The organism is Chryseobacterium indologenes, assembly GCA_016025055.1.
GTDB lineage: Bacteria > Bacteroidota > Bacteroidia > Flavobacteriales > Weeksellaceae > Chryseobacterium > Chryseobacterium indologenes.
Genome location: CP065590.1, coordinates 3,247,136 through 3,272,275, shown reverse-complemented (window position 1 = coordinate 3,272,275; position 25,140 = coordinate 3,247,136). Strand labels below are relative to the sequence as shown.

General features: G+C 37.9%; 19 protein-coding genes and 5 pseudogenes. 6 read left to right on the top strand and 18 right to left on the bottom strand.

Annotated elements, in window-relative coordinates; all coding sequences use genetic code 11:
• Positions 1-42: 42 nt before the first annotated feature.
• The 8 genes and pseudogenes from H3Z85_15000 to H3Z85_14965 all read right to left on the bottom strand — a co-directional run bounded on the left by H3Z85_15000 (position 43) and on the right by H3Z85_14965 (position 7,726).
• Positions 43-1,071 (bottom strand): hemin-degrading factor, encoded by a 1,029-nt coding sequence (locus tag H3Z85_15000; GenBank protein ID QPQ50720.1) that lies wholly within the window; start codon positions 1,069-1,071, stop codon positions 43-45.
• Between the two features lie 3 nt (positions 1,072-1,074).
• Positions 1,075-1,725, bottom strand: coding sequence for a methyltransferase domain-containing protein (locus H3Z85_14995; protein QPQ50719.1), 651 nt, complete (start codon positions 1,723-1,725; stop codon positions 1,075-1,077).
• A gap of 3 nt (positions 1,726-1,728) precedes the next feature.
• On the bottom strand, positions 1,729-2,502 hold the full coding sequence (locus tag H3Z85_14990) for a heme ABC transporter ATP-binding protein (GenBank protein ID QPQ50718.1): 774 nt from the start codon (positions 2,500-2,502) through the stop codon (positions 1,729-1,731).
• Entirely contained in the window at positions 2,502-3,542 is a 1,041-nt protein-coding gene (locus H3Z85_14985; protein ID QPQ50717.1) for an iron ABC transporter permease, read from the bottom strand. Before H3Z85_14985 ends, H3Z85_14990 begins: the two co-directional genes overlap by 1 nt.
• Positions 3,526-4,405 (bottom strand): annotated as a pseudogene (locus H3Z85_14980) (ABC transporter substrate-binding protein). Before H3Z85_14980 ends, H3Z85_14985 begins: the two are co-directional and overlap by 17 nt.
• Before the next feature lie 89 nt (positions 4,406-4,494).
• On the bottom strand, positions 4,495-4,776 hold the full coding sequence (locus H3Z85_14975; protein QPQ50716.1) for a hypothetical protein: 282 nt from the start codon (positions 4,774-4,776) through the stop codon (positions 4,495-4,497).
• Entirely contained in the window at positions 4,760-5,599 is an 840-nt protein-coding gene (locus tag H3Z85_14970) for a hypothetical protein (protein ID QPQ50715.1), read from the bottom strand. The genes H3Z85_14975 and H3Z85_14970 overlap by 17 nt, the downstream gene beginning before the upstream one ends.
• Before the next feature lie 10 nt (positions 5,600-5,609).
• Positions 5,610-7,726 (bottom strand): annotated as a pseudogene (locus tag H3Z85_14965) (TonB-dependent receptor plug domain-containing protein).
• 97 nt (positions 7,727-7,823) lie between these two features.
• On the opposite strand from H3Z85_14965, the gene H3Z85_14960 reads away from it, so the two are divergent.
• The 3 genes from H3Z85_14960 (at position 7,824) to H3Z85_14950 (ending at position 10,097) form a co-directional block, all read left to right on the top strand.
• Complete coding sequence (locus H3Z85_14960; GenBank protein QPQ50714.1) at positions 7,824-8,396, top strand: hypothetical protein; 573 nt, start codon at positions 7,824-7,826, stop codon at positions 8,394-8,396.
• Positions 8,377-8,622 carry a T9SS type A sorting domain-containing protein gene (locus H3Z85_14955; protein ID QPQ50713.1) on the top strand — a complete coding sequence of 82 codons (246 nt, stop codon included), beginning with the start codon at positions 8,377-8,379 and terminating at the stop codon, positions 8,620-8,622. The genes H3Z85_14960 and H3Z85_14955 overlap by 20 nt, the downstream gene beginning before the upstream one ends.
• Before the next feature lie 182 nt (positions 8,623-8,804).
• Positions 8,805-10,097: a T9SS type A sorting domain-containing protein gene (locus H3Z85_14950; protein ID QPQ50712.1), complete on the top strand. Its 1,293-nt coding sequence runs from the start codon at positions 8,805-8,807 to the stop codon at positions 10,095-10,097.
• An 81-nt stretch (positions 10,098-10,178) separates the two neighbouring features.
• On the opposite strand, the gene H3Z85_14945 is transcribed toward H3Z85_14950, so the two are convergent.
• The 3 genes from H3Z85_14945 to H3Z85_14935 all read right to left on the bottom strand — a co-directional run bounded on the left by H3Z85_14945 (position 10,179) and on the right by H3Z85_14935 (position 11,979).
• Complete coding sequence (locus H3Z85_14945) at positions 10,179-10,469, bottom strand: antibiotic biosynthesis monooxygenase (GenBank protein ID QPQ50711.1); 291 nt, start codon at positions 10,467-10,469, stop codon at positions 10,179-10,181.
• 89 nt (positions 10,470-10,558) lie between these two features.
• A complete protein-coding gene (locus tag H3Z85_14940; GenBank protein QPQ50710.1) occupies positions 10,559-11,446 on the bottom strand; it encodes a sulfite exporter TauE/SafE family protein in 888 nt (295 codons plus the stop codon).
• Positions 11,447-11,571: 125 nt separating this feature from the next.
• Positions 11,572-11,979, bottom strand: a complete 408-nt coding sequence (locus H3Z85_14935; GenBank protein ID QPQ50709.1) for an Rrf2 family transcriptional regulator — start codon at positions 11,977-11,979, stop codon at positions 11,572-11,574.
• 132 nt (positions 11,980-12,111) lie between these two features.
• Between H3Z85_14935 and H3Z85_14930 the strand changes: the two genes are divergently transcribed.
• Both H3Z85_14930 and H3Z85_14925 read left to right on the top strand, forming a co-directional pair.
• Entirely contained in the window at positions 12,112-12,540 is a 429-nt protein-coding gene (locus H3Z85_14930) for a DUF4268 domain-containing protein (protein QPQ50708.1), read from the top strand.
• Positions 12,541-12,650: 110 nt separating this feature from the next.
• Positions 12,651-13,289 (top strand): hypothetical protein, encoded by a 639-nt coding sequence (locus tag H3Z85_14925; GenBank protein ID QPQ50707.1) that lies wholly within the window; start codon positions 12,651-12,653, stop codon positions 13,287-13,289.
• Positions 13,290-13,614: 325 nt separating this feature from the next.
• On the opposite strand, the pseudogene gldG reads toward H3Z85_14925, so the two are convergent.
• From gldG to kbl, 4 genes and pseudogenes are all read right to left on the bottom strand, one after another.
• Positions 13,615-15,284, bottom strand: a pseudogene (gldG, locus tag H3Z85_14920) (gliding motility-associated ABC transporter substrate-binding protein GldG).
• 4 nt (positions 15,285-15,288) lie between these two features.
• Positions 15,289-16,017, bottom strand: a complete 729-nt coding sequence (locus H3Z85_14915) for an ABC transporter permease subunit (protein QPQ50706.1) — start codon at positions 16,015-16,017, stop codon at positions 15,289-15,291.
• Between the two features lie 59 nt (positions 16,018-16,076).
• Entirely contained in the window at positions 16,077-16,628 is a 552-nt protein-coding gene (locus H3Z85_14910) for a CopD family protein (GenBank protein ID QPQ50705.1), read from the bottom strand.
• Between the two features lie 170 nt (positions 16,629-16,798).
• A pseudogene (gene kbl, locus H3Z85_14905) lies at positions 16,799-17,994 on the bottom strand (glycine C-acetyltransferase).
• Positions 17,995-18,152: 158 nt separating this feature from the next.
• On the opposite strand from kbl, the gene H3Z85_14900 reads away from it, so the two are divergent.
• A complete protein-coding gene (locus H3Z85_14900; GenBank protein QPQ50704.1) occupies positions 18,153-19,031 on the top strand; it encodes a cupin-like domain-containing protein in 879 nt (292 codons plus the stop codon).
• Positions 19,032-19,047: 16 nt separating this feature from the next.
• Here H3Z85_14900 and H3Z85_14895 read toward each other — a convergent pair.
• The 3 genes and pseudogenes from H3Z85_14895 to priA all read right to left on the bottom strand — a co-directional run bounded on the left by H3Z85_14895 (position 19,048) and on the right by priA (position 25,133).
• Positions 19,048-20,972, bottom strand: a pseudogene (locus tag H3Z85_14895) (T9SS type A sorting domain-containing protein).
• Between the two features lie 83 nt (positions 20,973-21,055).
• Positions 21,056-22,525 (bottom strand): D-alanyl-D-alanine carboxypeptidase/D-alanyl-D-alanine-endopeptidase, encoded by a 1,470-nt coding sequence (gene dacB, locus H3Z85_14890; GenBank protein QPQ50703.1) that lies wholly within the window; start codon positions 22,523-22,525, stop codon positions 21,056-21,058.
• Positions 22,526-22,685: 160 nt separating this feature from the next.
• Entirely contained in the window at positions 22,686-25,133 is a 2,448-nt protein-coding gene (gene priA, locus H3Z85_14885) for a primosomal protein N' (protein QPQ50702.1), read from the bottom strand.
• Between the last annotated feature and the right edge of the window lie 7 nt (positions 25,134-25,140).

Genomic DNA, 25,140 nt, shown 5'->3' with positions numbered 1-25,140 from the left:
GAATCTTATAAACAAAACGGTCTTATTCAAATCATCTAATTATTATTTTTCCAGGCTTGCCACCAAATCTTTCCATTCCTGAAGTTCAGGGATTCCGGGCTTTCTTTTTCCGAAAAACTGAACGATAAAGTCTCCGTCTGCATTGAATACTTCAATTGCTGTCACTTCCCCGTCTTCTGTAGGTTTTTTAACGATCCATGCTTCAGCAATCTTGGTAACATCCAGGTGAAGGTTAAAGTTAGGATCCATTACATTGAACCATTGCTGGTGCCAAAGTGTCTTCTTTACATTTCCGGTGTGAATCTGAATGATTCCTCTGTTTCCTACAAATGCCATAATAGGTGTATTTTTTTCTGAAGCTTCCTCCAAAACATTCACCACTTTAGCATTATCAATTTTTTGGGTGAACCCTTCCGGAGCCAATCTTAGCGCCTGCGTTCTGCTCACTCCGTATTTTCTGGTCATCATGAAGAAATCATGAGTATCTTTCAGTTCTGTCCATGCTTTTTTGAAACCTTCCACATCGATTTCTGAATCTGCTTTTTCCGGCTGCTTTGGCGCTACAGCTTCAAATGTTAAGATCTGATTCTGATCTTCAGCCTTGAATTTTTCGACAACAGCATCGAAAGCTTCCTCGTTACTGTTTTTAGTCAGATAGATTTTATGAAGAGCCAAACCGTCTTTGCCGAAGAACTGAAGACTTTTTTTATCACCTTCCACGACAGCAAAAGCAAATTTCCAGTGGTTCAGGAAAATTCTCAAATCAATATCTTCCCCTACAAAAAGCTGTGCATGCGGGCTGCTGAAATCACCGTTAAGGTAAGTTCCTTTTCTTTCATGAACACATTCATCATTACGGGTAAGCGCCATTACTTTTCCTAATTGCTCTGCTTCAGTAAGGATGGCGGGAAAATCCGGATTCAGAATCGTTACTCCCTCTCCTAGGCTTGTAGCCAATAATTCTGCCTCACTTACCTCTAATTGCGCTGCTGCATTTCTTATTCTTAGATGTGGATTTTCAGCTTTCAAAGCTTCCCATTTTTCTTTTAGGTCGTTAACTAATGTGCTCATTATTTACTTTTTAATGGTTAAAACTGTATAAATTCTTTGTATTGTTTCTTCTCCTGTTTTGCTTTTTATTTCTTCTTCTTTTTCAGAAGTCTTCATCCTTGTAAAGTGGCTTTTTGATACTAATTCTTCCATCTCATCATTGTTGTAGAGGGTAAAATTATAGGCTGTGAATGGTAATTTTTCCATAAAATCTCTTTGTCCGAATGTGAGGACAAATATTCCGTCATCCTTCAGAACCCTGTAGATTTCATTTAGAAATTCAATCGGATTTTCCCAGAAATACACGGTGTTGACGGTAAAAATTTTATCAAAAACCTTGTTTTCAAAGGGAAGCTTATTTCCGTCGTATAAGACAAAATTGGCCTGATTTTCAAAATCTTTATTCAATTTCCGGGCTTCATGGTACATGGTTTCAGAAATATCGATTCCTGTATATTTCAGGTTTTTTGCCAGACTGAAAATACTTTTTACATGACCGCCATTTCCATGTCCTATTTCGAGGATTGTCTCGTTGTCTTCTATAATAAGTGCTTTGATGCTTTCCAGCGTCATTCCGATGTTGGTGGCATTCATCATTTCACCGATTTCTATCCCTTTTTCACCCTGAGGATGAGCAAGGTTTTGGGCAAGGATCTTTAATTCTTTTTTTTCCATTAGTTATCCGAAAATGATCATTGGGTTATTGGTAATAGGATGATCGCAGATGGTACAAGGAAAGTTATAGGCATTAGTAATATTTTCTGCTGTAAATACTTCCTGTGGTGTACCGTAAGCTGAAACTTTCCCTGATTTCATCAATAAAATTTTATCGGCAAACTGTGCCGCAAGATTCAGGTCATGTAAAACAACAATCGCACTATTGGCTTTCAGCGTGAATTTTTTGATGATATCCAATGCTTTGTATTGATGTTTTATATCAAGATTATTGAGGGGTTCATCGAGAAACATCAGTTTATGGGCAATATCATTCTGCAGCTGAGCCATCACACGGGAAAGGTGTACCCTTTGCTTTTCTCCTCCTGAAAGGGTATTGTATTCTCTGTCTTTAAGGTGAAAAACATCTGTTTCATACATCATATTATTCATCGCTTCAAGGTCTTCTTTTGCAGGCTGGGAGTCAAAATAAGGATATCTTCCCATCATCACCACATCTTTTACTTCCAGAGGAATATCGTTGCTGTTGTGCTGGGAAAATTTGGCTTTATGTCTGGAGAGTTCTTTTACATTCCATTCGGCAATGGGTTTGTTTTTAAACAGGACTTTTTGTTTTCCGGTTCTCACCTCATCTGCCAAAACACTCAGCAGACTTGATTTCCCGGCTCCATTCGGTCCTACGATTGCCAGGAACTCACCATATTCCAGAGCAACATCTACTCCATCCAGAATATGAAAATCTTTATGCTTATAATTAATCTGGTGTGCCTTGATCATTACAATGCTTTTTTAAATTTAACTAAAATAGCGATAAAAATAGGTCCTCCCATTAATGCGGTAAGAATTCCTATCGGCAGTTCTGATGGTGCTACAATACTTCTGCTGAAGGTATCTGCCGTTAACAGTAATATGCTTCCGCATACCGCTGAAAGTGGCAGAATGAATGTATAATTGGATTTGAATAAAAGCCTTAATATATAAGGTACAATAAGTCCTACAAAGCCAATTGTTCCGGAAAATGCAACGCAGCTTCCCACCATCAAGGCTACGATAATGATAATCTGTTTTTTCAGTCTTTCCACATTGATTCCTAAATGCTGGGCATCTTTTTCGCCTAACATCATGGCATTGAAAGCCTTTCCTTTCGGAAGCAGAATGATGTATGCAAGGATTAAAACAACTCCTAAAATGATATTCTTCGTCCAGGTAGCTGCAGCAAGACTCCCTAAATTCCAAAAGGTGAGGTCTCTGAGTTGCTCATCTTTTGAAATGTAGATCAGAAATCCTGTGATGGAGAATCCAATGGCAGTAATGGCCACCCCTGTCAGAAGCATCATGACTACATTGGTTTTTCCTCCGCTTGTAGAAATTCTGTACACCAGCATCATTGATAAAAGAGATCCTATAAAAGCGGAGATTCCTACCAGTGAAAACTGCACAGCTTCAGGAAGATACTCTTTGAAATATCCTCCTAAAACAATTGCAATTGCTGCCAATAATGTTGCTCCCGAGGTAAGTCCAATTAAATTTCCCGTTGCCAAAGGATTCTTGAACAATCCCTGAAGGCTCGTTCCTGAAACCGCTAGCATACTTCCTATTAAAACAGCCATTATAATTCTGGCTGCCCGAACGTCCCAGACCACATATTTATCACTTAAAGATAAATTGGGATCTCCTTTTATAAATTGCCATAATACTTTAAAAGCAGAGTTTGCGCCGAAGTCATAAACTCCTGTATTAAGTGACAGTACTGCTATGATAACAAGCAGCACTGCACTTACAATAAGATAAAAGTATAGTTTACTTTGTGTTTTCAATTAAAAGTTTGTTTAATCCAACTGCTGCTTCTCCCAGTCTCGGTCCGAAACCTGACACTAATCCTCCATCCATTGCGATGATCTTCTTATTTTTCCCGGCATTGGTCTGGGAAACTCCCGGCATTTTAAGGGCACCTTCATTTCCTCCCGCTCCCTGCAATCCTGTTTCAAAGAAGAACAATACATCAGGATTAGCCTTCACAACCGCTTCGGGAGTCAATGGTTTGAAATCTTCGAAATCATTAACGGCATTTTCTCCACCTGCAAGCTCAATAAGGGAAGCCATCGGAGTATTTTTACCGGAAACCATCAACATATTTCCTCTTGCATAGATGAATAATACTTTAGGCTTTTTTAGCCATTGGCTGTATCTGTTTTAGGTCTGCATCGATTTTATCGTTTAACTTCTGATAATCGGTGTTTCCTATAGCTTTTGCTACATCAGCAATAAGCTTCTTAGTACCATCGACAGTAAACTCTTGTTTGAAGACTTCAGCTTTAATGCCTGAAGATTTAATTTTACCCATTAATTCAGGATTGATATCTTTATCAGAGGCAAGGATCAAAGTAGGATTAACGGCCATAATCGGTTCTATAGTGATCGATCTTACATGTCCTAAATCTTTGGCAGTAGCCTTTAAGGATGCGGGATATGTACTGGTAACATCAGTTCCTACGATTTCTTTTTCGTGGCCCAGGGCACTTACAATCTCTGTAATACCACCATTTAGTGTTACGATTTTATTATTGCTCTTAGGAGCTTCGGAAGTTGCTTCCGTTGTATTTTCTTTTGTTGAGCCTTCTGCTTTTTTACAAGAATATACTGCTGCGAGAACAGACGCTGCAAGGATGAATTTTTTCATAAGTACAGATTTATTTTTAGATCTGATGAAAATCACTGCACTCATATACGGTCGTGGGGTGATCTCATAAGATGGGGTTATTTGATTTTTTATAATGCTTTATACTGGAACATCGGATGTCCTCTTTCTCCTTTATCATCGGTAAGCTGTACAAATCTTAGCTTGTAATACGCTCCGGAAGAGTCTTTAATGATATAGAAAACATCTCCTTTTACTTTAGATCCTGAAGGTCCTACTTCTCTCCAGTTCCCTCCGATTACTCTTTGTTCATTATAAACCAGTTTTGAATCATTTACATCTGCTCTTTTAAACTTATTATAAGCTTCTACAGCAGATCCCGAGGTTATTTTCACTTCATAAGCCCCCCACATTAGCGATATTGTTGATGGTGACGAAGTCTGCGTTCACATAGCTTCCCGCTCCCATCACAATATTGGTAAATACGGAGAAACTGATATCCCATTTATTCTTCTCAGGTTGTACAAGTACTTCTTTTCCTGTTTTAGAATTGAAGAAAACAAAGTTGTAGGCATTATTTTTCTTGATTACGACTTCTTTAATAGCATTTCCAACGGCATTAATATCGCCGTATCGTACTTTGTAACCATCTGCCTGTCTTGTCACCTGTATTTTTATCCAACCTCTTTCGTCTCCTCCTGTGATGGTAGATCCCACGGCAATACTCCCTTTGTAAAGTTCTTTACCTAAATTGACAAGATATACTCCATTGTCGGCTTCGTTGGCTTTGATTTCTCCAATTGCGGTATACCCGGAAGGATAATTTCCTTTTACATCATCAATATATATGGTATTTTCCGTATCAAAGTTGGCCACCTGTACCACTTCTTTCAGAGTAGCAACGTCGGATTCTTTTACAGCTTCTATATTGGTAATACCAGGAATTTTAGTGGCTGCCATCATGATAGATGAATTCAGGACTACCTTAAATTCAGCACCGGAATAAAAGGCAAGATCCCAATCTGTTCGGACGTTAACCGTTTGCCTTGGTTGGCCATTCTGATCTACATCACTAAAATCAATCCACACCTGATTCGGTTGTGCTGAACCTCTTACATCCGGTTTTACGGATACTCCTTCGGAAGGAGCTACGGGTACCGGGTCTTCATTATCATTGACGCAGGATTGTGATACAAACGACACTCCCAGCAAAAGATAAAATAGTATTTTTTTCATTTTTAGAATTTTAAAAATTGTAGCTTAATCTGGCTAAATAACTTCTGCCATAGAAAAGGTTAATTTTCGGATCTGCTGCTTCATGGGCATTTCCCGGAAGTGTGGTATCTCTTATTGAAGAAACATCGAAGATATTTTTAATACCGAGACTTAGCTCCAGATGGTTGTTAAAGAAAGGTTGCGTTACAATGAAGTTCATCATATGAAAATCATCCCGTTCTCCGATTCTGTATTCCGGCTTTTTGAGGTCACCTGATAATACGAACTCCTGGGTTTTTCCGGTATATTTGTAGAATAGAGAAAGTGTGGTATTGACATTCGGAATGGTGTAATTCACCACAGCATTAGCCTCCAGCGTAAAGAAGAAATCATTGGGAGAAACGGCGTCTCCGTCTTTTAATTTTTGGAAATTCCGTAATATGCAACGTTAGCCGCTAAAGCAAGCTGTTTTTTCTGTGCTTTGAAATTGGCTTCAAATAAGAAGGATTCATATTTATTCAGATTGAGATACTGATATTTCAAAGGCTGTCTGCTAACAGTTACCGATTCTATTCTGTCTTTTACATGAAGATAAGTAGCGCTTGCTCCCAGTCCCAGGTTCCATCCGGAATCTGTACTGATTCTTTTTCTCCGTTTACAGAAACGGTCATTCCTTTTTCGGGAGTCAGGTCTTCATTTCCTCTGATATCGTGATTACTGTCTACCATATAGGTATATAGTTCATCAAAATTCGGGAAACGGTTGGCGCTTCCTACTACCAATCTAAGGTTATCATTTTCCGTAGCTTTCACTCTGGCAGTCAATGAATAATTATGCTGGGCATCAAACTTATCGCTCAAAGCAAGACGGTATCCGGGACGCAGTGATAACCAATCCGTGGCATTCCACTCGATGGACATAAAATTGGCGTAATTAAATATCTTCCTTTTCACATTATCCGTCCCCTTGAAAGTGCCTGCTATATTGCCGGCATATCCTGAGGTATGATCCAATTCATACCCTAACTGGAAATCAATTTTCTTACTATCTAAAAAGTTGCTGAATACTCCTCTTGAATAGAAGACATCTGCTTTATTATAAGATTGGTAGTCATCTTTATTTCCAATTACTTTTCGATTAGGAATATCGTATTTAAAATCTCTGTATTTTCTGTCCTGAGTCTGATAAGAGAAATCTCCGGTATAGTTTACAGCCCCCAGTTTAGTCTGTACATTAAGCTGGTGTAGATATCGTGTCGTCTGATAATCTCTGTCATTTGAAAAGTAGGTTCTGTCGGTTACACTATAAAAATGTTCTCCTACGGTCGGATTATAGTAATTGAGTTTTTCGTTGACAAAGCCAAATTTATAGAAGATGGATGTCTTATTTTTACTGTATCTCAGAACTCCGTCGACATTCAGGACATCTTTAGGCTGCCAAAGGTATCCTCTTTTGCCGTCCTGTTCAAAATATTTATATCCTTCCTGCGTTCCTTTGAATCCCTGGAAGTCATTCCGATTAATATTAGCCCCGACATACCAGTTTTCGTTGATGTTGTATCCTACATTCAAAGTCTGAATATGCCGTCCTTCCCCTTTTTTCTTAAAATCATACTCTTTTCCTACTGTTTCTTCCTGCACAGAAGCATTAAGAGTCAATGCTTTCTGACTGTTTTTTCTGGTAATAATATTGATGACTCCCGCAACTGCGTTGCTACCGTAATCAACCCCCCATAGAGCCTCTTACCACTTCTATTCTTTCAACATTATTGATATTCAGCTTGGTAAGATCTATATTATTTCCAAGGCCTATGTCTCCCACAACGGGAATATTATCGATCAGTACTTTCGTATATTCTCCACCCAGTCCCATCAGGTTGGCTGTAGAATTTCCTGATCTGCGATCTGAGATAATCAGCACATTCAAACTTTGGTTAAGAACATCTGCCACACTGGTAGCCGCCATATTCTTAATTTGTTCCGCATTAATAACTTCAACCTTATATATGGATTTATTAATAGACTGCTGAGTATATTGTCCGGTAACGACAACCTCTTCTATTTTTTTATGTTTAAGAGAATCCTGTTGCTGCGCATTCACCAGGAAAATGGATGACAGTGACAGTATGGAAAGTACTTTCTTCTTCATAAAGGCAAAAAATTTTCGACAAATATAAAGCTTTATTTAGAATAGTTAAAAATAAATATATACTTTTGTATAACAATTCTAAATAAAAATAAATATTATGAAGCTAAAACTACTCTTAGGAACTTTATTGCTAACAGCTGTTACAGCTAATGCCCAACTCACTTCTATCAATGAAAATTTTGATACATTCGTTGCCGGTCCTGCAGGTCCTGCAGCAGCTTGGCCACAAAAAAACTGGAATAGAGTTCAAAATGCAACGGACGGTCCGTGGGTATATGCAGCAGGGGGAGCTAATAAGACCATTCAGTATTATAGCTTCAGTTCTGCCAATACAGCAGGATATCTCATCTCGCCACAGATTGTAGCTCCGGACGGAACCAAGACAGTTTCATTTACTGCTGCTCTTACTTCGGGGTCTGCATCAGGGGCCACCGGAACTTTAGAGGTGGGGTTGGTTAACAGTACTTCTGATATGTCATCATTTACCCCAATAGGAAGTGTGATCAATTTAAATCCTGCAAATACTCAGTATTCTTTGCAGGTACCGGCTTCAGCTAACCAGTATATAGCCTTTAAAATGATCGGAAGCGCCATGCATACCGCTATCCAGATGGATGATGTGGTGTATGATAGTGCCACTCTGGCTGTTATTGAAAAAAACAAAATCTGAAAACGAGATCAGATTCGCTGTTAATCCAAGCAATACAATACTGGAATTTATTACAGGGAAAGATCCTAAAAAGATATTGGTTTACTCTGCTTCAGGACAAAAAGTCTCTGAAGGTAAATTAAACGGAAAACAATTTGACATCAGTCATTTACAAACCGGAGTTTATTATTTGAACATTGAAACAGCAGATGGTAAAACCGTTCAATCGAAATTTATAAAAAAATAAAATGCATCAGACTGTTATTTATATTAAAAGCCGATAGGGTCCTATCCTACCGGCTTTTTTGTTGATATTGCTCACTATTTTAAATGACAAACACGATAAAAATCATGTTTTTATTTAGACTGATTAAAAATAATTATATACTTTTGTAGAACAATTCTAAATAAGGATCTAAAAAATAATTTATGAAAACAAAACTATTATTGGCGTCGATGCTTGCCCTTACTGTTCAACAGGCAGTTATTGCGCAAACAGATGCATTAGGATACACACAGGTAAATATGACGATGGGAGCAGGATATCAGAACCGTGTATTCGTCAACCTGGCAGACGGTAATATGATTTCTCAGCCTGCCACAAGCTGGGATGTTGCATTCTACAGAAATTCTGCTTATCAGGTAGGAACAAGAATCAATGATGCTAAAGATATTGAGGTGTACACTGCTTCCACCAATTTAGCAGACTGGGATACTATCAATATCAGCAATGAAGGATCGTGGGGAGAACCTCTTTACAACCCGGATCAGACCACTGACCTGAGCCAGGGAGCTTTTGAACAGGGTCCGATTACATCACCCAATCCTAATCTTCCTTCTACGGGATGGGGGCTTTACAACGGGGGAACCCACCATATTGAAGGAAAGGCCATTTTTGTTTTAAAATATGCGAATGGTACTTATATGAAATTTGCCATTCTGGATGCTTTTGCAGGATACACTTTTAAATACTCCAAGTGGAATGGAAGCTCATGGAGCCCTACTGAAACCAAAACGATAGCAAACGGAAATGATGATGCCTTCTTCAATTATTTCTCTTTTGATACAGGAGAAAAAGTTCCTGATCTGGAACCGTCAAGATCTGCATGGGATCTGGTATTTACAAAATATTATACATTCTATATGGGTGTTCAGATGTACCCGCTTTCCGGGGCTATTCAGAGCCCCAACATTAAAGTAGCAATGGTTCAGCCCGAAAGCCAGGAAACTGCAGCTTATTCACTTCCGGCTAGTAACAGTTTTTCAGGAAACATTACCACGGTAGGCCATTCATGGAAAGGTATCGGCACCGTTAAGCCTGATGTCGTTTATTATATTAAAAAAGGAAACGACTATTACAGGATGTATTTTGTAACCAACGGAGGAGCAAGTACCGGAAATATGTATTTTAAGTATAAAAAAATAACGGCAACCCTTGGAATTACAGAGGTGGGCAAGAAAGCTTCTTTCGGTATTTATCCCAATCCCGCTCCTGCTGACAAAAAAGTGACGGTTATCTTTGATATTAAAGAAAAATCTGGCAATAAGGGTAATGTAGAAGTATACGACCTTACGGGGAAAAAAGTATATGCGGCAGAATTGATCAATCAGGCAGGTTTCTACAAACAAGACATGAATCTATCACACCTTCCGTCAGGAAATTATATGGTGAAAATTACATACGGTGGCAGTTCGGAAACGAAAAAACTTATCGTAAAATAAAACTTTTATTTTAATACTTTCTATTTTTTTCTAATAAAAAGGCGGTTTCATTTTATGGAACCGCCTTTTACATGTAGGTATTTAATATATTTTAAAACCTTTATATACTTCTGTTGAGCTTTCCATCATTTTTGAAGCATCTCTTCTGAAATCCAACAAATGATCCTGCCCGATATGTCTGTTGTGGTGCTCTACACTTTCCCATAACTCGATCAGGAAAAAAGTGCCTTTGTTGTCTTTATCTTCAATAAGATCGTATTGCAGGCAACCCTCTTCCTTTCTTGTTTCCTTTACAAGATTCTGGAACAATTCTACAGCATCCATCAGATAATTTTCATTAAACTTAAAAAGTGCAATGATATGTAAATTCATTTTTTATTATTTAGTGATGTAAAAGTAAAATATTTTCGAAACCGAATGTGTTTTTTCGGACCTTTATTTTCACTTCACTTCAGTATTTTTTAATTTAATATTGATTTATAAATAGTTATGGAGCTCATGATGATTACCAATAATCCTATGACAAAAAACATTTTTTTCACAGGAAGCTTTGCGGTCAGCATTGCAGAAAAAGGAGCTGTAATAATTCCGCCGATCAGAAGCCCTAAAATGATGTTCCAGTGCTGGATTCCGAGTGTAAAGAAAAAGGTAACGGCAGCGGTAATTGTCAGAATAAACTTGGCTACCGTAGAGCTGCCTACTGCAAACCTGGGAGTAAAAGCATTCTTTATCAATGTTCCAGTCACCAACGGCCCCCATCCACCTCCGGCAAAAGAATCTATGAAGCCGCCTATCACGCCTAATCTTGTGAGATTGGTTTTTCTTTTCATCGCTTTATTTTGTTTTTCCTTAAAAGCATTGGACAAGATCTGAAAACCCAGATAAAGCGTATAAAAAGCAATAATTGTTTTGGTGATCTTCGCGTAGTATTCCCCCAGATAAGTGAGGCATATTGCTCCGATAATTGCTCCGATCACTGCAGGAATTGCCAATTTCTTCACCAGACTTTTGCTTACATTTTTCAGCTTAATATGACTGATACTTCCGGCAGCAGTAGTAAAGCTTTCTGCAGAATGTATACTTGCGCTTACAATGTGAGGCGGAATGTTCAGGAACATCAGCGTTGTTGTACAGATCACTCCATACCCCATTCCCATGGATCCGGCAACGATCTCGGCAAATACACCTACGAGAAGCATCCAGTAAAAAATATAATTGTCTTTCGCTAAAATCGTAATGAGTTCATCCATATAACCAAGCTCGTACATAGAAAAGCCTACAATTCCGAGGGCTGCCAGAGTCACAAAAAGTACATTAAGTCTGATCTGAATCTTTCTTGAAATTACCATATATCTTGTTTCAGTGTATTTGTCATTTCTCCTGAGTTATGAGCTCATTTGAAGTTCTGCAAATATCTGACAAAATAATTATCCTACCAAAGAAGTAGACTAATAATTCAAAAAAAAGGATCAGGTTAGTCGACCAGATCCATTAAAGTTTTCTTCTCAAGAATATTGAGTGAGGCATCGCGAACCTCGATCAGCACATCGTGAAGTCCGCAGTGATCTTCATTACAGTCTTCGCACTTTTCATAAAAATTAAGACTTACACAGGGAAGCATGGCAATAGGACCATTCACAAGACGGATAATCTTGGCTAATTTTACATCTTCAGGATTTTCTCTGAGAAAATACCCTCCTCCTTTTCCTTTTTTACTATCCAGGATTTCTGCTTTTTTAAGTTCAAGCAGTATATTTTCTAAAAACTTTAAAGGAATCTTTTTGTGTTCCGCAATTTCGGAAATAAGAACCGGACCTTCATTCCTTTTTTCTACAAGATATGAAAGTGCCTTAAACGCATATTGAGATTTTTTTGAAAGCATTAGTACAAAAATAAGAAAATTGTTTCAAATGTTTAAATGAAAAATAAAATGGCCAATTGCCTATCCGGTTATTTTGCCCTTTTACCCGTTGTCAACCTTGTCTTTTTGCCATTAAATCATTATGTTTGTCATATGTTCAGTAAACAAGAAGCTCAGCAGTTAAAAAAAGAATTTTGGACAGCTTTTGGAAAATCTTTTCCAAGAAAATGGATCCTGTATGATACTAAAGTAAAGGATATGGCATTTAAATTCAGCGCAGATAATAAAAAAGCCGAAGTATCTCTGGATATTGAGATGAAGGATGAAATCTTCCGGAATGCCTATTACGACAAGATCTGGTCCCTGGAAGACATGCTGAAAGAGGAGATTGGAGAGTTCTATAAAGAGGAATATTACACCCTTGAAAACGGAAAGGTGATCAGCAGAATCTGGGTAGAAAAAAGTGGGGTATCTATTTTTAACAAAAATACATGGCAAGAAATTTTTGAATTCTTTGTAGACAAAATGAACGGATTCGAACGTTTTTACTACGAATATGAGGATTTTATAAAGGACATATGAAATAATTATGAAATAAATACTGATTTCAATGTCTCATTAAGATAAAAAAGAAACTTATATTTGTCCTACCCACTTAAACTAATAGATGAAACTAAATAACATGACTAAAAATGAAAAAAGTGTACAAAAACATTTTTGGAGAAGTTATCTCCAAAAGTAATGCTGTGAAACTCGACGAGTATCATCTGCATTATTATGAGGAAGGAACAAACTTCCTTAAGGAAATTGAATTCATCAACGAGGATAGTGTGTATAACATCAACTATTTCCTTAGTGAAGGAGAAAATGAGGATGAAGTTTTGAATTATCTGAAGGAAAAATCTGACTTCTTCGACATTGAAAAGAAAGAAATGGCAGACGGGTTTATTATCTCTACCAACAAGCTGTATTCTTTATCTGTTGATGATCTCCCTCTCGTTTCCAAAACTGTTTTCAAAATAGATGATCCGGAAAATTTCATCTGTTCTCAGGTTATTGATAATGAAACCGGAGAACCTCAACTTGAAAAAACAGTCAAATGCTGGTATACCACCGATAAAAATGGTGAAAAGTATGCGGCGATAGAATGTAGCTATCAGGAAGACGGAAAGCTTGAACTAGCGATTGACAAGACGTCTGACCCTGAAAATGAGGAAAACTGGTCACATTATGATTATGATACCTTTGAGGATCTTCAAAATCAGATCGGAACAGACATGAGCTATTACAAAACAGCTATTTTACTGTCTAAAGAAGCTTCTCACGCATAGTCAGACTGCTACAGACCCTTATTCAAACCGCGGTGTACCTTGAAACAGCTGCCCGGAGATTTAAAGAATGCGTTGGATGCGCAAAACATTGGAAAGATCTTATTCCGATATTAAAACTAGTTTATACTTTAAAAAAATAAGAAGAGAAACATCGCGTTTCTCTTTTTTTATTACTTGAAATCCCGGGTTAGAAAAAGTCATCATTATAAACGTTGAAAGGTTAAACCGCGAACTTTATTATTATAAAAAACAGGAATCTGAGCTCTAAGTTTATTAGGGACTAGAAATAAAAAGAGAAGCCTTGCAGCTTCTCTTTTTCTATTTTTTATCCAAACTTCTTTTTCCTCAGCCAGAAGAATAATCCTCCAATAAGACCGATGATAGCCAGTGGAAGCAATAAGTTCAGCCACTGCCAGTTGGTTTTTTCTTCGGTAATTCTCTGTCTGTCCAGAAGTCGTTCTTCGATGTTTCTATTTCTTAATTCCATCAAATTGCTGTCGTCCAAAAGATAGTCTAAAGCATTTCTCAGAAACTGTTCATTTCCAAACTGCTCGTTGGTGAGTAAATCTACTCCTAAAGGAAGAGGTTTTCCTTTGATTACCTTATTTCTGCCTACATCCCCGTCTGCAATCACGATCATCTTATTTTCCGGACTTACGGCTTTGAAACCCGGATAAGATTTTCTTTCTATCCTTGATGCATATGCGGAATTAAACTTTCCTTCCAATGCCACGGCAAATATCTTCGGGGTACTTGGTTTTTCCATTTGACCAAGGCTGTCTACCGTTGCAATTTCTTTTAAATCCACATAATTGGGAACCTGCTTCAGCAATGTTCTCTCACTTGATTCGAAAAGAACTTTTGTTTTGATATTTTTTCTTCCTCCCAGGGTATCAATAGAAGTTGGGAATTCAAATTTTACAGGATTGATATTTTTAGTAACAGGATTATTATCTTCAGCTATTCCGAGCGGATAATATGGCCACGGCAAGCTCGTATATTGTGGGTTGCCGCTTACCTCTCCCGTTACCAGCCTTAATAAAGCAAATTTCTTAAGATCCTTTACCAGTGCTGGATTGATTCTTAATCCATAATTGAAAAAGAAATCGGTCATATTCACATCTATAGGGAAAGGCATTACCTTTTTCGATCTTGTCAGCGTATCCATTTCAGCATTTACCGCATCAATCATCCAAAGCGTTTTCCCACCATTCATGATGTATTGATCGAGAATTACTTTTTCATTATCAGTAAAAGCTTTTCTAGGTTTTGCTATAACCAATGCACTCATTTGCTTTAAGAGAGGGACATCAGCAATGCTCAATTCTGTCTGGTTTTTAGGAATAACAGGACCGGCGTCATAGTTTTCGAGTGCAAGATGCATGAATCCCTGAAATTCATCGGGGCTCAATTCATCGTGATTGACCAGGATACCTATTTTTTTCTTCTTAGCAGCTGCTATATTTTTAATGTTAGAAACCAGGCTATATTCAAGGCCTTCGATTGATCTTGTCAATTGCTGATCAGCATCAATACCGGCCTGCTGTACAACGAGAGGGATAGAAACCCCGTCATTTGCATATTTGATAACAGCATAAGGAAAAAGGGTAATCTGAGAAATCTTTCCGTCTTTTACATCCGGCAGAATGGAAGGTTGCATTCCCATCGCCATCAGAGTATCCTGAGACATTTTGGTTTTAATCGGATCGATGAATTTAAAATCAATCTTCGGATTTATCTTTCTGAATTCTTCGAGCATAAACTTGGTTTCACTCTGAAGCTGCTTAAAGCTGGCCGGGAAATCTCCTTCAAGGTACACCTCAACGGTCAATGGCTTTTTAACGGATTCCAATACTTTCACTGTGTTGTCAGAAAGGGTGTATCTTTTTTTTTTGTTAAGTCTAATCTGATTCCGGAATACACAAGAATAACAACCAAAGGAATAATGACAAATAAGAATATTCCCAGTGGAGATTTAGCATTGATCTTCTTCATGCTTCTACTTCTTTTTGTTAATAAAATGATTGGACAATACTAATGACGCACCGATGACCAAGATAAAATAAGCAATATCTTTAGAATCGATGAGACCTCTGGTGAAACCTAAGAAATGTTGGTAGAACCCAATATTTTGGAGAATAAAATCTGCTCCGCCCAACAATTTATAGCTCGCCAGCTGTTCAATTCCAAAATACATGATAAAGCACATAAAAACACCCAACAGGTAAGCCATGATCTGATTCTGAGAAAGTGATGATGCCAGAATTCCCACTCCGGCAAATGCTGCAATCAGCAGGATCAGTCCGATATAGCTTCCGAAAGTCATTCCCAGGTCAATATTTCCTGCCGGAACTCCTAAAACGTAAACGGTGTAAAGATAAATGAGTGAAGGGATAAGGCATAAAATACCCACAATCCATACGGAAAGGAATTTTCCGGTCACAAGATCAGAAACTTTTAAAGGTTGTGAAAAGAGCCAGTTTAGCGTTCCTGTCTGCTGCTCTTCTGCAAAAGTTTTCATTGAAAGTGCCGGAATGATAAACATCAGCAACCATGGAACCAATACAAAATAGCTTTGCAGGGAAGCCATTCCGATCTCAAAAATATTAGAATCGTTGTCGAAAAAGAACAGGAATAGGGTGGCGATCAGACTGAAAGCAGCAATAATCACCCATGCGCTCCAGTTTCCAAAGTAACTCCAAAGTTCTTTCTTTAAAATTGCAATCATAGTTTTTTTTAGTACCGTGTCAAGGGGCGAATATATTAAGAGATTCCCCTATTCCACAATTATTTGTTTTTTTTATTTTTATTAACAAGTTTTACAGTCATCATAATCAGAAATACAAGAACGAAAAATCCTGCAATTAATTGCCACCAGTATTCAATTACCATTGATTTTAAGATGACAGTAAATACGACAAGAAATAAAATGAAGGTGGCGATCTCATTAGCCTGTCTCAGTTTAATATTAGGGATTCCCAGGGTATTCCCGTTCAGTTCTTTTAATTGAAGAACTTTTTTCCAGCACCAGTAATGATAGGCAGCGAGTCCGATCAGAAATGTGAGTTTTAAGTGAAACCATCCCATTTTCATAAGCCCCGGATTTAAAAAGATCATCACAACACCACATACAGCCATAATAACTCCTGCAGGAACCGTAATGATATTCCACAGTCTTCTGGCCATAAACGTATACTGCTCTCTGAGAATTTTCTTCTTTTCTTCCGGAAATTCATCGGTATCTTTATAGTACACGAAAATCCTCACGAGATAAAAAATTCCCGCAAAATAGCTTACCATAAAAATAATGTGCAGCGCTTTGATTATTGTATAAAGCATTCAGAAAAAATTAAAAGCAAAGATAAGCTTATTATGTAATTGTTAAAAATAATTTTCTTTTGATCAGGAAGATATAAGTAAAACAGAATTATATAAAAAATACTTCGGCTCGGGCAGCGAAGCTGCCGAGCCGAAGAGTATATTTTTATTGTTCGGATCAGGTCGTACTGCTAAGCGATCACTCCAAGTTCCTTCCCTACTTTTTCAAAAGCAGCAATAGCCTTGTCCAAATGTTCTTTTGTATGGGCAGCAGATAACTGTACCCTGATTCTTGCTTTTCCTTTCGGCACCACCGGATAAAAGAATCCGATTACATAGATTCCTTCATCCATCAGCTTTTCAGCCATTTTCTGGGAAAGCGGAGCATCATATAACATCACCGGAACAATGGCAGCATCACCATCAGGAATATCAAAACCTTTTGCTTTCATTTCTGTTCTGAAATAGTCTGCATTCTCCATTACTTTATCACGAAGTGTAGTATCATCCGAGATCATATCCAATACCTTCAAAGCTGCCCCTACAATTCCGGGAGCTAATGAATTAGAGAATAAATAAGGACGCAACGCTGTCTCAACATATCTATGATCTCTTTCTTTCCGGAAGTAAACCCTCCTAAAGCACCTCCCAGAGCTTTTCCTAATGTAGAAGTGATAATATCCACTCTGCCCATCACCTCATTCGCTTCATGAGTTCCACGACCTGTTTTCCCGATGAAACCTGTAGCATGAGAATCATCTACCATTACCAAAGCATCATATTTATCAGCAAGGTCACAAACTCCTTTTAAGTCTGCCACAATACCATCCATTGAGAACACTCCGTCTGTTACGATAATCTTAAATCGGTGATTCTTTTCAGAAGCTGCAATTAACTGAGCTTCCAGGTCAGCCATATTATTGTTTTTATATCTATATCTTGCCGCTTTACAAAGACGCACGCCATCGATAATAGAAGCATGATTCAGTTCATCTGAAATAATCGCATCCTCTTCGGTAAATAAAGGTTCAAAAACTCCTCCGTTGGCATCAAAAGCCGCAGCATAAAGGATTGTATCTTCAAGACCAAGGAAGTCGGCAATTTTTTTCTCCAGTTCTTTATGAATATCCTGTGTTCCACAGATAAAACGTACGGAAGACATTCCGTATCCGTGAGATTCAATCATATCCTGAGAAGCTTTCATCACTTCCGGATTGTTTGATAATCCCAGGTAATTATTGGCACAGAAGTTTAAAAGCTTTTTTCCGTTCGCCTCAATTTCTGCGCTTTGCTGAGAAGTGATGATTCTTTCTCTTTTGTAAAGTCCGTCATTCTCAATATTTTGAAGTTCATTCTGTAAATGTTGAAGATATTTTTCAGAGATCATTTTTAGTAATTTTTTAGATGTGCTAATTTACTAAAAAGGCCGTAAAATAAAACCTTTTATAAGCTTAATTCTAAAAATGTCATTTCAAACTCAGTTTTAACATTATTAGTCTACAAAAATAGTAGGATAATAATTATATTTGTTTAAAATTTGAGAACATGAGATTAGAGCCGGTACAAAAAGCAAAGAAGTTGAATTCGAAAAATTTCATCAACAATTATATGAAGCCAAGACTTCCCCTTATTATTGAAGACTTTGTCAGTTCGGAAAGTCCGGCATTTGAAAAGTGGAATTATGATTATTTCAAAAAGATAGCCGGAGATCATAAAGTCAATATTTACGGGAGCGAGCTGGAATCCATAGACAGGGTTGCCAGTGATCCTATTGCACAGACAACTTTTTCTGATTATTTGAATGAGATCAGTACGGCCCCCACAGAACACAGGTTATTTTTATTTAACCTGCTTACCATTAAACCTGAACTCAAGAAAGATATTCTTTATAATGACCTTACCAACGGTAAAATTTTAAAGTGGCTTCCTTTCATGTTTTTTGGCGGCCAGGGCTCAATTACCAGGAACCATATCGATATAGACATGTCCCATGTTTTTATGACTCAGTTTAAGGGCATCAAAAGGGTCTGGCTCTTTCCCTGGGAACAGTCTGATCTCATGTATAAGCTGCCTTATAATTTCCACAGTTTACCTAATATCAAAAATCCTGATTACCGGGAATTTCCGGGATTGCTCTATTTAAATGGTTACGAGGCAGTATTACATCCCGGTGAAACACTTTATATTCCCTCCGGATGGTGGCATTATATACAATATGAAACAGAAGGATATTCGGTATCAGTCAGAGCACTTCCCACAGCACTTATTGAAAAGTGGCGTGGTTTTAAAAATCTGATATTCACCAAAAACTTTGACACTATAATGCGTCGGCTTTTTAAAGAAAAATGGTTTCAATATAAAATAAAAATAGCCAAATCACGGGGAACAAGAGCCTCAAAAAAACAAAGAAGCTTTCAAATCTGAAAGCTTCTTTGTTTTTTTACTGTTTAATAAATTTAATATTTTTCTCTTTAACTGTAAAGACATAAGCTCCGGGCTCAAGATCTGAAACTCCGATTGTTTTTCCGGGTTGATAAATACCTTCTCTCACCAATCTCCCATCGATCGCATGAATAGAGAATTTCGTCTCCTTTTTAACTCCTTTCAGATATAATTCGTTTTTCGCAGGATTCGGATATAAAGCAAATTCATCTTTCTGTACGGAAGAAACACTCAACGTATTATCCTGAGTAACGGTAGAGTTTTTTTCTAACAGCTGATAGTCATAATTGAACTGAACACTCGCGATCGGGAAAGGTACAGCTTCTACAAAATTTTGATTATTTGAATTATTATTTAAAACCAAATAAGCGGTTTGCCCTCCTGTTCCATTCACTTTTACCGGTAAAGGCATTTCAAAAAAGCTCACCGATGAATGGCTTTGCGTTTGGGAAACATTTAGCAGAATCTGATTTCCTGTCTGCTTCCATTTAATAGTATAGGTAGGATATCCCTGACCATAAATCCAGTCATTAAAAAATTCAGTGAAATCTTTTCCTGTAGATTGAAGAAAAGATGCATTTAAATCTGAAGTCCGCACATAATTATAGGCTAACGCAGGTCTGGCATGATAGTCTTTAAGGGCCTGATAAAAAACATCATCACCCAATATCCATTTCATCATTCGCAACACATAGCCTCCTTTTGCATAGCTTAATCTGCTGTCAAATATTCTGTTGACATTGGTAAGACTGGCATCAGGAACATACGTACTTCCTCCGACACTACCTGTAATGTAATCAATCTGACCGGCTAAATAACTCATAAATTCAGCATTGGTCATGATTAGTTTTTCATAGGCAACATGTTCTCCGAAGGTAGCAAAACCTTCATTCAGCCATATATCGTTCCAGGCACCACAGGTTACCTTATCACCAAACCACTGATGGGCAAGCTCATGGGCAATAAGTGTCTTACTCCATCCTCCCATGGATGACATCGTCTGATGCTCCATTCCTCCTCCGTTAATGTATTCCATATGGCCATATTTTTCATTTCGGAACGGATACGCACCAAAATAATTTTCAAAAGTATTCATGATCTGTTTGGTCCATTGAATATTGGCCAGACTCGTATTATCATTATTGGTAGACGGGAAAATATAGTTTACAAAAGGAAACGGAGGATTTCCAATGGTATCGGTGGACTTCACAAAATTAGTAACCGCTAAAGCGATCAGATAAGCCGGTGTAGGATACATAGTTCTCCAGAAAGTAAGTTTCTGCCCGTTCTGAATGGTTTCAGACATCAATTTCCCATTGGCTGCCACGCTATATTGCTGAGGGGTTGTAATTTTAAAATCAAACTTTTCGATCTTATCATTCAAACTTTGCTTGGTCGGGAACCAGTCCTGGGCTCCATAAGGTTCACTTAAGGTCGAAATGATAGGCGCTCCCCCTGATTTCCTGCTAAAAAAGCACCGTAGGTTGGAGACGGAACTCCGGAATACGTGATTGTCAGCGAATCTGAAATATTGGCAGGAACAGATGACGGAAAATCAATTTTAATCTCTTTTGTCGCAAGCTGCTGAAAAGCAAGATTACCTCCGTGGTATTGTACCTGAGAAACCGTCAGGGTATTATTCAGGTCAAAATAAATACTTCCGATAGCCTGATTAGGTTTAAAATGTGAGGTAACAGATCCTGAAATACTGTTAACAGCAGGATTCAATGTGACATCCATCCTCTGGTACTGCAAATCATAGGTAAGTGTATTGGGATTGGTATTGCCTGCTGCCATTTTATTCGCAAAAGACTTCATTTCTTTTTCCCGTATCCCTTTCATTTCAATATTAAGCTCGTTTTTCTGTCCGTAAGCCTGTTGAAACATTAGCCATCCCAACATCAGAAAGTATATTTTTTTCATTTTAAAAATTATAATTCAAATATAAAAAAAACCTTTTAATCAATAATTAAAAGGCTCTTACAATATATAAAATAATAATTTTTCTAAAGATTCAATGCAGGTTCAAGAATTTTCTCCATTCTTTTCTTCACCATATCTACTGATCCGGCATAATTATTTACCATCAGGGAAAAGACCAACGTTTTTCCGGAATTGGTTTTAAGATACCCTGCTAAAGTCTTTACTTTATTTAAAGTTCCTGTTTTAGCAAAAATCTGCCCGTTTCCTTCTCCGTTAAACATTCTTTTTAAAGTTCCCGATTGTCCGCCAACAGGTAATGACTTAAGGTAAGACTTATAATATTTCTCATCCATCAAAGAAGTTAAAAACTTCACCTGAGAAATCGGTGTCACGTTATTCCCTCTTGAAAGGCCGCTTCCATCCATATAATTCAACCCATCCATATCAAAACCAACTTCTCTTAGATGTCCTGTTACTACTGTTCTTCCTGATTCTGAAGTCTGGTCACCCAACTTCTGGAACCCAACCGTTTTCAACAGAGCTTCAGCCAGTGAATTATCACTATGCTGGTTGGTGTAATATATAATATCACCCAAAGTAGGAGACTTGTATGCTGAAATCATTTTTCTGTTCTCAGGAGTTGCATCAGTCATTTTCGGGCTTACTTTTCCTGTAACGGGAATTCCGCTTTTCACCAATGTAGTTCTGAAAGAATTGGCCAGATAAGCCGGAGCATCAGGAAGTTTTGTTGTAAGAATACCTTCACCGTCATACTTCTCTGCGTACACCATCTGATGGGCGTAAGGTGAAACGTAGAAGAATTTCTTTTCCGGTGAGAAGCTTGCTTTTTTTACGATCAGTTTTTCGTTGGCCGGATTGATTCCTTGTGTTGTACCTGCCGGCAGATAGTAATTATTATTTTCCAACCATACAACATTTTCCGGAAGCATTGAAATATTGCCTTTGAAAAGCGCTGTCTGAATGATAATATCACCATTTACCTTTCTGATTCCTTCACGCGAAAGTCCTCCTATAAAATCTGAAATAATGTCTCTGTATGACCATGCCCCTGCTTTATTGGTTCCTAAAGACGGGTCTCCACTGCCTACAACATACAGATTTCCATTTAATGTACCGTTTTCGTCCACTGTACCGGAATATTCCAGCTGGGTGATCCAACGGTAGTTTTCCCCTAAAAGATTCATCGCCGTTTCTGTGGTAAGCAGCTTCGTGGTAGAAGCAGGCACCAACGGAGTGCTTTCATTGTACGAAGAGATCACTTTCTTCGTTTTCGGATCATACACTACGAATCCCCATGTTGCATTTTTCAGCACAGGATCCGCCATCATTGTGTTTACATTAATATCTACGAGTTCTTTAGCCGACAATACAGCTCTCTCCGCTACCGAGCTAACGGGTGAAGGGAGGTTTAAACTGTTTTTCTGATTGTCATAATTTTGAGAATAAAGAACGGTAGAAACGGTAGATTGAGCCAGGAAAAAACCAGAAGCCAATACCGCCGCACTTGAAATATATTTTCTGTAATTTACCATCTATCCTTTTTTTGTTCTATAGTTTGAGGCTATAAAAAACGATAAGTTAAATCATTCAATATAACGGTCAAACACTTAATCAACGTCCAAAAGTAGAAATTATTGTGAGAAAAAGGGTTATGGGGCTCTTATAAAAGAGTGTAAAATTTGTTAAATTTTGTTAAAAATCAACAAAAACATCTTTTTTAATGCTTTGATAAGCAGTAATTTCGTCAAATTCTTTCAAACTTAACAAAACCATATTCTTGAACTTCTCATAGTTTTTTCCACGAGGTAATTTAAGCAGAATCTGGAATTGATATAAGTTATTCAGCCTTGCAATCTGTGCTCTTTCAGGGCCTAAAATACAGTCTTCCGGCAGGTATTTTCTTAATACAGAACCTAAGAATTGTGAGGCACGGTCTACTTTATCATCTTTTATATGCTTCAGTTCGATCATAATCAGCTTGGTAAACGGCGGATAATGAAATTTTTGACGCTCGGTAAGGATATACTTATAGATTTTTGCCGGATTATTCAGCTTGATGAGCTGAAAAACGGAATGATCAGGATTAAAGGTCTGTATCAGAATCTTTCCTTTTCCTGAAACTCGTCCCGCCCGCCCGGATACCTGTGTAATCAGTTGATAGGCTCTCTCCTCAGCTCTGAAATCCTGTACATACAGCATAGAATCAGCTTTCGGAATGACAACCAGCTCAATATGATCAAAATCAAGCCCTTTGGAAATCATCTGGGTCCCCACGACGATATCTGTTTCTCCCTCTTCAATCTTTTCGTAGAGTTTTTCATAAGCGAATTTCTTACGCATAGAGTCTACATCCATCCTATCCACTTCATGATCGGGAAACAATTTAGTAACCTCTTCATGGATCTGCTCTACTCCTACTCCTCTTTCGTTCAGGTTTTCAGAGTAGCATTTCGGGCAGGTCTTCGGTTTTGAAGCGCGTTGGCCACAGTAATGGCACTTCATTTCATTGGCTGCTTTATGGTACGTCATTACCACATCACAATTCGAGCAATAATTCACATATCCGCAGCTTTCGCATTCTATGACATTGGCATACCCGCGTCTGTTGTGAAGAACTATAGCCTGATTCTTTTCACCCAGAGTTTTTTTGATCTCTTCAATGAGTCTCAAAGAAAAGTTTCCGGACACTTTTTTAGAATCCTGTGCTTCTTTAAAATTTATCAGCTCATATTCAGGCAGATTCACATTTGCGAATCTTTCATTCAGGAAAACATATTTCATTTTATCTTTTCTGGCCCGATAATAACTTTCCACAGAAGGAGTTGCAGATCCCAGAATCACTCCTGCACCATAAGAACTTCCCAGCACCAACGCTGCATCTTTAGCATTGAAATAAGGACTAACCTCTCTTGGTCTGTACGCTGAATCATGCTCCTCATCCACTACGATTAACCCTAAACTCCGGAAAGGTAGAAACAAAGCATTCCGTGTTCCGATAAGAATCCGGATGTCATCCTGCCTAATTCTTCTCCACAACTCGACCCTTTCAAAATCGGTCAGTTTTTGATGATAGAAGCCGAGCTGCCTGCCATATTTTTTTTCTAACCGTTGGGTGATCTGCTTTGTTAAAGAAATTTCCGGAAGTAAAAACAGTACATTTTTACCTTCTCTGATACAATCTTCAATTTTCTCTAAATAAATATGAGTCTTCCCTGAAGAGGTCACTCCGTGAAGGAGCACATTTTTACCTTCCTTAAAAGCTTCATCAATCTCGGACTTCGCTGCTTTCTGTTTGTCAGAAAGTTCTTCCAGTTCTTCTATTTCACCTTCATAACTTTCAATCCTGTCTTTCTGCATGTAATACTCCTCCACAAGGCCCTTATCTGTCAGTGCTTTGAAATGTGAGCTTCCAAAATAGCCATCTTCAAAAAGGTCAGACTTTTTAATATGCCCTTCCGGATCTTCCGTTTGTTTCTCCAGAATAGCAAGGAACAGGTCTTTTTGTTTCGGTGCCTTGTTAAGCTTCAACAGGATCTCTGTAAGATTTTGATTGCCTAAAACATCATTATTGATTCTGGCGTAAGCGACCTCTTTTGCTTTGTACTTTTCAGCTATTTTTTCATCAATTTCTATATACTGAAGATCAATCAGTGAATTGATGGTTTTAATAATATCTTTTTTCGGAATGAACGCTTCAATATCCGTCAAATTAATGAGCTGGCGTACTTCCAGGGCCTGAATCATGTACATTTCATTCACATCCAGATTTTCAAAATCAACCGTTACTCCAGGTTTTAATTTTAAATAGGTTTCACTTTCCAGTTTTAAAGAGGAAGGAAATGCAAAGCGGTAAATTTCGCCCAGACCACATAAATAATACCCTGAAAGCCAGTTCCAGAAACGGATCTGTTCTTCGGGAAGAATAGGTTTATCATCCAAAAGGCTGATCACTTCTTTTGCCACAAAATTTTCCGGAGTATTGTCATGAAGTTCAAAAACGATTCCTGTATAAATCTTTTTGCCTCCGAACGGAACTAAAACGCGCATTCCTGGCTGGATATCAGCAGCAAGTTCTTCCGGAACCCTGTAAGTGAAAGATCCTTTTAATTTTAATGGTAAAACAATTTGAGCGTACTGCAAGGGAAAT